13 protein-coding genes and 1 pseudogene are annotated in these 6,398 nt (G+C 32.9%); 5 read left to right on the top strand and 9 right to left on the bottom strand.

What is annotated here, in order from left to right:
- Both KTR07_RS27560 and KTR07_RS27565 read left to right on the top strand, forming a co-directional pair.
- Positions 1-124: pseudogene (locus KTR07_RS27560) on the top strand (IS4 family transposase); the annotation flags it as partial.
- A gap of 56 nt (positions 125-180) precedes the next feature.
- Complete coding sequence (locus KTR07_RS27565; RefSeq protein ID WP_011107478.1) at positions 181-456, top strand: hypothetical protein; 276 nt, start codon at positions 181-183, stop codon at positions 454-456.
- Here the strand turns inward: KTR07_RS27565 and KTR07_RS27570 are convergent.
- From KTR07_RS27570 to KTR07_RS27605, 8 genes are all read right to left on the bottom strand, one after another.
- On the bottom strand, positions 450-1,154 hold the full coding sequence (locus KTR07_RS27570) for a hypothetical protein (protein WP_011107479.1): 705 nt from the start codon (positions 1,152-1,154) through the stop codon (positions 450-452). The genes KTR07_RS27565 and KTR07_RS27570 overlap by 7 nt on opposite strands.
- Before the next feature lie 33 nt (positions 1,155-1,187).
- Positions 1,188-1,979, bottom strand: coding sequence for a hypothetical protein (locus KTR07_RS27575; RefSeq protein WP_048696745.1), 792 nt, complete (start codon positions 1,977-1,979; stop codon positions 1,188-1,190).
- Positions 1,969-2,157 carry a hypothetical protein gene (locus KTR07_RS27580; protein WP_011107481.1) on the bottom strand — a complete coding sequence of 63 codons (189 nt, stop codon included), beginning with the start codon at positions 2,155-2,157 and terminating at the stop codon, positions 1,969-1,971. Before KTR07_RS27580 ends, KTR07_RS27575 begins: the two co-directional genes overlap by 11 nt.
- 35 nt (positions 2,158-2,192) lie before the next feature.
- The gene (locus KTR07_RS27585; protein ID WP_011107482.1) at positions 2,193-2,549 is read right to left on the bottom strand and encodes a hypothetical protein; all 357 of its coding nucleotides are present in this window, start codon (positions 2,547-2,549) and stop codon (positions 2,193-2,195) included.
- A gap of 1 nt (position 2,550) precedes the next feature.
- Positions 2,551-2,928 carry a DUF6864 domain-containing function gene (locus KTR07_RS27590; RefSeq protein WP_011107483.1) on the bottom strand — a complete coding sequence of 126 codons (378 nt, stop codon included), beginning with the start codon at positions 2,926-2,928 and terminating at the stop codon, positions 2,551-2,553.
- Positions 2,929-2,993: 65 nt separating this feature from the next.
- On the bottom strand, positions 2,994-3,503 hold the full coding sequence (locus KTR07_RS27595; RefSeq protein WP_224207172.1) for a hypothetical protein: 510 nt from the start codon (positions 3,501-3,503) through the stop codon (positions 2,994-2,996).
- A gap of 47 nt (positions 3,504-3,550) precedes the next feature.
- Positions 3,551-3,910 (bottom strand): DUF5640 domain-containing protein, encoded by a 360-nt coding sequence (locus KTR07_RS27600; RefSeq protein WP_011107485.1) that lies wholly within the window; start codon positions 3,908-3,910, stop codon positions 3,551-3,553.
- A gap of 384 nt (positions 3,911-4,294) precedes the next feature.
- The gene (locus KTR07_RS27605; RefSeq protein ID WP_011107487.1) at positions 4,295-4,513 is read right to left on the bottom strand and encodes a hypothetical protein; all 219 of its coding nucleotides are present in this window, start codon (positions 4,511-4,513) and stop codon (positions 4,295-4,297) included.
- 116 nt (positions 4,514-4,629) lie between these two features.
- Between KTR07_RS27605 and KTR07_RS27610 the strand changes: the two genes are divergently transcribed.
- The 3 genes from KTR07_RS27610 to KTR07_RS27620 all read left to right on the top strand — a co-directional run bounded on the left by KTR07_RS27610 (position 4,630) and on the right by KTR07_RS27620 (position 5,892).
- Complete coding sequence (locus KTR07_RS27610) at positions 4,630-4,920, top strand: hypothetical protein (protein WP_011107488.1); 291 nt, start codon at positions 4,630-4,632, stop codon at positions 4,918-4,920.
- Between the two features lie 2 nt (positions 4,921-4,922).
- Positions 4,923-5,441 carry a LuxR C-terminal-related transcriptional regulator gene (locus KTR07_RS27615; RefSeq protein ID WP_048696749.1) on the top strand — a complete coding sequence of 173 codons (519 nt, stop codon included), beginning with the start codon at positions 4,923-4,925 and terminating at the stop codon, positions 5,439-5,441.
- Between the two features lie 148 nt (positions 5,442-5,589).
- Positions 5,590-5,892, top strand: a complete 303-nt coding sequence (locus KTR07_RS27620; RefSeq protein WP_048696748.1) for a hypothetical protein — start codon at positions 5,590-5,592, stop codon at positions 5,890-5,892.
- On the opposite strand, the gene KTR07_RS28575 is transcribed toward KTR07_RS27620, so the two are convergent.
- Positions 5,790-6,092: an Arm DNA-binding domain-containing protein gene (locus tag KTR07_RS28575; RefSeq protein ID WP_225011949.1), complete on the bottom strand. Its 303-nt coding sequence runs from the start codon at positions 6,090-6,092 to the stop codon at positions 5,790-5,792. The two genes, KTR07_RS27620 and KTR07_RS28575, sit on opposite strands and share 103 nt — an antisense overlap.
- Between the last annotated feature and the right edge of the window lie 306 nt (positions 6,093-6,398).

A 6,398-nucleotide genomic window follows, 5' to 3' on the forward strand; every position in this document is an offset into this window, starting at 1 on the left:
GTTACAAATACTGAGCATCTCATTGACTGATAAGACTCATCTGAGAGACCTCTTTAATAAAACTAAATTTCAAAATGACAAAGAACGATTCGGACCAAATGGGCCAAGGTTGTTTAATTTTTAATTCGTCCCAATTTTAATGGGACACTAATGATATATTATATATTAAGATAAAACACTATGCTATTACAAGAACTTCACATCTATTCAGAGCAGTCTTCATCTAATACAAAAGTTTCCATCAAAAATAAGGATGGAGAAATTCTTTTTGAATATTGCTATTCCAATGACGCAATTCCAACTTTTAACCCTATTGAACTCCTTAGATTATCCTTAGAAGGAGATATTGGTGTTTTATTTCAAATGAAAACTAGTATATCCCAAAAATCAAAAAAAGATGATTTTCGGATCAGTTGCGAGCAATCTCGCAGTGAAACCAGTCGGATGAATCAATAATTGCCAGGTATATGTAGTTCTTTCTTTTGCAACCATAGCGACTCGTTTGGCATTATAACAAGAATATCAATCGGGAATCCTACATTATCCTTTTTATAGGTAAATCTCATGTGCTGAATAGTCGTACTGATAAGAAAATAGACATATTCAATTGTTTCCTGCAATGAAAGTTCGTTATACCTACATCTTTCTATGTTGATATCATAATATAAACCATCTGTTCCCCTATATGCCACATCTTGCGAAAACAGGTCAACAATATCTACTTGCCCATCATAAATACAGCCGTCACGTTCAGAAACATCTTTGATATGGCTTTCTTTATCGTTATTGTCAAATTTAGAAACATATCTTTTCCCGTTTTCATATCCGCATATATGAAATATAACATAATACTCTTTGCCTTTGGCTTGATTGTTGACTATATTTTTTAAATCAATTTCAACTTGAAGTAAAGTTATATTTTCCTCTTTTTTAGACCATATATATTGGTCGATTAAAGAACTTAGAAGAATACCATTAATTATCGCATCACCGCAAGTTGATATTCCAATTTTCTTATTTAACAAGAATAGTTTATTCCCACAATGGCTATGTTTATATAGTTCTTTTCCTTCTTGTGTGAAATTTGTTGTAATACAACTATCGGCACCTATTACAATACCTTCCTGTGTATATGCAGTTACTATTAAAGACATATTTAAACTATTTAATTGTTCAATCAATAATATTTATTCTTTATTATCAGGAGCTTTATTCTTGTTTTGATTATCTAATTTCATTTTTGTTTCCCACTTGGCAATACTTAATTTATTTTGTTCTATTATTCTTTTTCTTTCTTCTTCAATTTCAAGGAATTCATCTATGTATTTTTGAGGGATGCCGGTCTTATTCGACTCTAAAATTCCCGCTTTTAATTTTGCAAATAAATTATCTCTAGAGAATTCTAAATCAGAAAAATTCTTTTGTATATATTGATTGAAAGGATTGTCTCCATGTCTTTGTTTCTGTAAATTGTCGAAATCTGAAATTATACGTTTTAATGCCGATAAACACTTATCTATATTTACTTCAGCGGCGCAACCATATTTACAATAACAATTAAGAGAGTTAACTAAACTTCCATAAGCGAAACTGTAATTGTCAGACGTTGCGTCGTCTTTAAGAATTTTAGCATAAGCTTCTAAGTAAGCTATGCTTCCTTGTATATATAATTCATTCTTTTTGTAGATAATATTTTGAGTTTCATTTATCTTTTGTTGAATCATATTATCTATGTTATCCGTTGTTTCTTTGAGTTCTGCTTTAGTCTTTTCCATCTCCTTTTTAACTTCATCTTTAAATCCTATATAACTAATGATTTGCCATCCAAGCAATATAGTAGTAGACAATGCAAGGATACCGACTAATATGCCTAGCCAATCAGCTTCCATCGGAGTGGTTCTAAAAAATGTAAATCCTGCAGCCAGTAAAGCGAAAAATAAGGCAATTGATGATAGCCAAATGGATATTTTATTTTTCATCTTCTCTCACGCTTAAAATCCGCCATTGTACCATTCCTGATTTAATTGTTTGGTTTACATAGTCTTCAACCCATTGCTCGGCGCATTGTTTTAATACTGTACTACTATTTACATCTGCAGAGAAAGGTAATTCGTAAGTAGTATCATTCAATTCAAATTTTACAATATAATCTTTCATAATGTCGTATGTTTTAGTTACACAATCAATTTTATTTATTTCTCGGATTTGCCAAATGCATATCCCAAAGCCAATGTTATAATAGGAGTAACTATCTCCCATATTACTTTAAGGTCACTTGTTATATCAGGTACTTTATTCTCACAATCTCTAAAAAGCCAATTGTTTATAATTACTAAAGTGCTAATTACTGCTGCTGCTATGAAAGCCCACTTTAGAACTAGGTAAATTATAGAATTCCTAGCATCTTCACCACTGCCAATAATATTGGTTATTGAGGTTTCTGGGCTTTTTAGCTTTATTGGGGTTTCTGAGTTTTTTGTCTTTACTAGATTTTCATCGCTCGTTGAGATTATATCGTCTTGGGAGGTAACTTTTAACTTACTGTCCATTTTATTTCTTTTTTAGCCAAAATGAATAATTCAAAAGACGATTATAGTTTGTAGTATCAATGTTCCAAACTAAAAAGCTTAGATAGAGATTGCAATCATCCATTTCTGCAATCAGCATTGGTTCAATTATTCCACCCCAATTGCCTGGCTCACTTTGAAAATTATTACAAGTGAAAACCAGTTTATCATTCACTATATTTCTATCAACAGAAGCTATACGTCCTCCTTTGTTAGCAAATTCAATATTAATAATAAGGGGAACTTCTTGCTCATTGGGGATTAATTTCAAAGAAACATCATTGTTGTTCTTTATAAAAACTTCTCCATGTTCTAACAAAACAAATCCATTTGTTTCCGCAGTTATATTTATCTTTACCATAAAAGTTTATTTTAGATTTCTGTATTTCGTATTTAGTAGCACAATCAATTAACTAGACTCCTTATTTATTTGTTTTGTATATGCTTAACTTTAAATTCTTTCATGGACTTTTCTATCTTTTGAAAAAGGTCTGTCGTTTTTGTTGAGTATGTAGATAAAGACCCTCTAGGATCATCTGCAAATCTGAATAATTCATCTGCATCCGCATATATTGATACTAACTCATTATAAGCATCCTTGCAATTTGAAGGATAATCATTTAGTAGTGGCATTATAGTCTCGATTGAATCTCTCTTTTGTTTTAACCTTTTATACGTATCTGTTGTGATTATGAACTCATTAAGCTTAGCTAAGGCTTCATTGAAATCGGTGCAATACTCCCCATTGTATTCATGATCATAAATTACTTTTCTCCAAGTATCACAATAGGTAAGAACTATAGCTTCACTTAAATTAGCTTCTTTCTCAATCATGGAAGCAGCATTAGAGAGTTTTTCTTTATACTTCTTTTCTGAATTACATGAAACCAAAACTATGGTTAGTATTGCAGTTAAATAAAAAAACTTTTTCATCATATTGTTTTTTGTGTTATATAATCAATTAATTGGGCTCCTAAATTCTTTTATTTTTGCTTCTTATAGGTTCCAGCTTCACTTCCGGTTTCGACTTTAAGAGTCGTGCCTGATATCTTACAATCTAAATAATATGGAGTCTTTTCATCTGGATATACATCATAAATATAGATTCTACCTTCCTCGATTTTATAATCGAACATTTGAAAGGAAATTGGAGTAGCATTGCTGTAAATTCCAAAAGAGCCAGTACCATCCTCATCGAAACTTAATAATTTGTGAGTACCTTCGATTCCTGTCGACCAATAACCTATAATGTTATTGCTGTTAAGTTCAGTCCAATCTTCTTCATCTTTGCTGCAGCTAGTTAAGATGAGAATAGCAAAAAGTGTGAATAAAATGTTTTTCATAATACTATAGTTTTATAAGTTGTTTTGTTTTAGTTTATTGAGGCGTTCTTGTCATTCTATAATATCCTTTTATATTATAAGGAACTACATATTATTTGTTCATTAATACATTATAATATTAGGAATTACATTTCGGAGACCTATTATTCGTCTAATTCACAATCACTAGGATACTAAACTACGTAAATGGTGTGTGCAACAAGCAACTATTAGTAAAACCTTTGATTCTTACGATCACTATACTGAAACCTATTACGCTTCATCTAACGCAGTAGCAGCTTCAGCCGAGAGAATCTATCTATTCATCAAAGAGTATATTACTTACTTATCAGATGAAGAGAAAGAAGCCATCTTTCCGGAGAAGTACAAGAAAAAGGATGATTCTTAACCTCGTCCTGTCTTACGTGTAGACGGTTTTGTTTCAGATGGCAATTTAAGAAGCTTACGACTTAGTTCTTCATAAGAGTCTTTGACGTAAATACAATCATCTTTGCTGAATCGGATAATAGTGTAATCTTCATCTTTATATAAAGATTGGATAAAATCAATGTTGATAACCTTTTCAATATCATAGGCATCAATCACCTTGATAAAATTTTTCATAACAGTTTCATTTAGTAAAGAAACGGAAGCCCTGCATCCGGCCTGAGAAACTTGATTCAGAGCTCCGTGTCTTTCGATTAAACATTTTAAAACGTAATCTTTAAAACATTACAAATATGAGCAAAAAAAATGGTTCGGACAATAATATTGTCCCAAATCTCAAAAAATTACCCCTCGCAGAGTATTTTGCAGCCTTACCAAAGGCAGAACGTCGTCCAGTTATCATATCAGCTCCTAAAGAAGATGTTATTACAGCTATTGTAGAAGCGACACAACGTAATCGTCATACAGTTCGTTGCTGGATGTATGGATATACCCAACCTAACAGTATGGTTGAAAAAAAGATTGTGGCTGAGATCTTACAATCAGATGTCGCAACCTTATTTCCTGAAAGAAAGGAGGAATGATTATGACTGGAATGGAATTTTATTTCACTCCTAAAGGTGAAGTTATGATTATCGATGAATGTGGTACGCGTCAATTGGAACAGTCAAATCGGGAGTTTATTTCCGAAATCATAACTCGAATGGGAATATTTTGGCCAGAAGCACTGGAGAAAGCATCATTGGAATATACAGACCGACGGTATAATATTCCTTGGTTTGAATTTTCAATAGTACGTCGTTTTCTTAAATGTAATTTTGGTGAGTTCGATTCAACAATGGATATTGATCAGATGGGAAACTTTCACTTTGAGGAGGTCAAATGTCCGTTAAAGGGTGAATGCAAATATGAAGGAATAATCTGTAAACCAAAATTTAATAGTACACTCTCGGAACGTGAGTTAAGCGTTATGCGATCATTTTATGAAGGGATGGAAGAAAATGCAATAGCAGATAAGTATTGCATTTCATTGGAAACTGTACGTACACATAAACGGAATGCCTTTAGGCGTATAAATGTCCATTCCTTGGCAGAGTTCTTTTAGTATGCTAGGAAAAACAATCTATTTCAATAACAAGTAAACTCTAAAATCAATATTAATCAGGCAGCATAGCATAGAGATGCAGATGTGTTTCAGTAAATCAGCTCAACACCATTCAAAAGTTAAACAAAGAAACAGCCTATTAGAGATTATGGAAAATTGCTTCGAAATGATGGTAGCACGATGTATTAAGATCGGAACAGTTCAAACGTTGACGATGTTAGGACTACTCCCCGAAGTAGTAACAATATCACAAGCGGAAGATATATACGGAAAACGCCTGATTACAGAATGGCGCGAAAAAGCCTGGATCAAATTTTATCCGGCAAATAATAAGGAACGAGGGAAATATTATGTGAAGCGTTCAGAACTGGAAACAGCCAGCGCAATGATGGACCTGCATAATAAAGTACCGGACAACATTATCAAACAACTAATGCAACTAACCGTATGACCCACATACTCTATCATTTCGCCGTTTGTTACGTTTGGCAGGATTCGTCCGGAGTCATCCATGTTTCCGGGTTGGATATAGTAGCTGGTGGCTATATACTGAGATTCTCTATTATGATAGATTCTAATTTTTATATTGGATGTTCCATCTTGTTTTATATGTCTTCCTGTTTGGAAAACGATCGCTTTAAATGTTGCCATACTGTTTTAATGTTTTTTAAATGTTTAAAATTGCATTAAACAGCTTGGATCGGGGTAATTTGATAGGAGATTGCTTTAATTTCCCCTAAACGGATGCAAATAGAGAAACATGTTCAAAGATAGTTCAAAGAAATACCCTCTTTATTTACCCCAAAACGGGGTATAATTGTGTCTAATTTACATAAACGAAAAAAGCTGATACAAACTGTATCAGCTCAACACCATTCAATTTTTCTTAACTTGAAATTTTCGTCGGGGTAGCGGGATTCGAACCCACGACCCCCTGCTCCCAAAGCAGGTGCGCTA

Source organism: Bacteroides sp. MSK.20.82, from assembly GCF_019052485.1.
GTDB classification, from domain to species: domain Bacteria; phylum Bacteroidota; class Bacteroidia; order Bacteroidales; family Bacteroidaceae; genus Bacteroides; species Bacteroides thetaiotaomicron.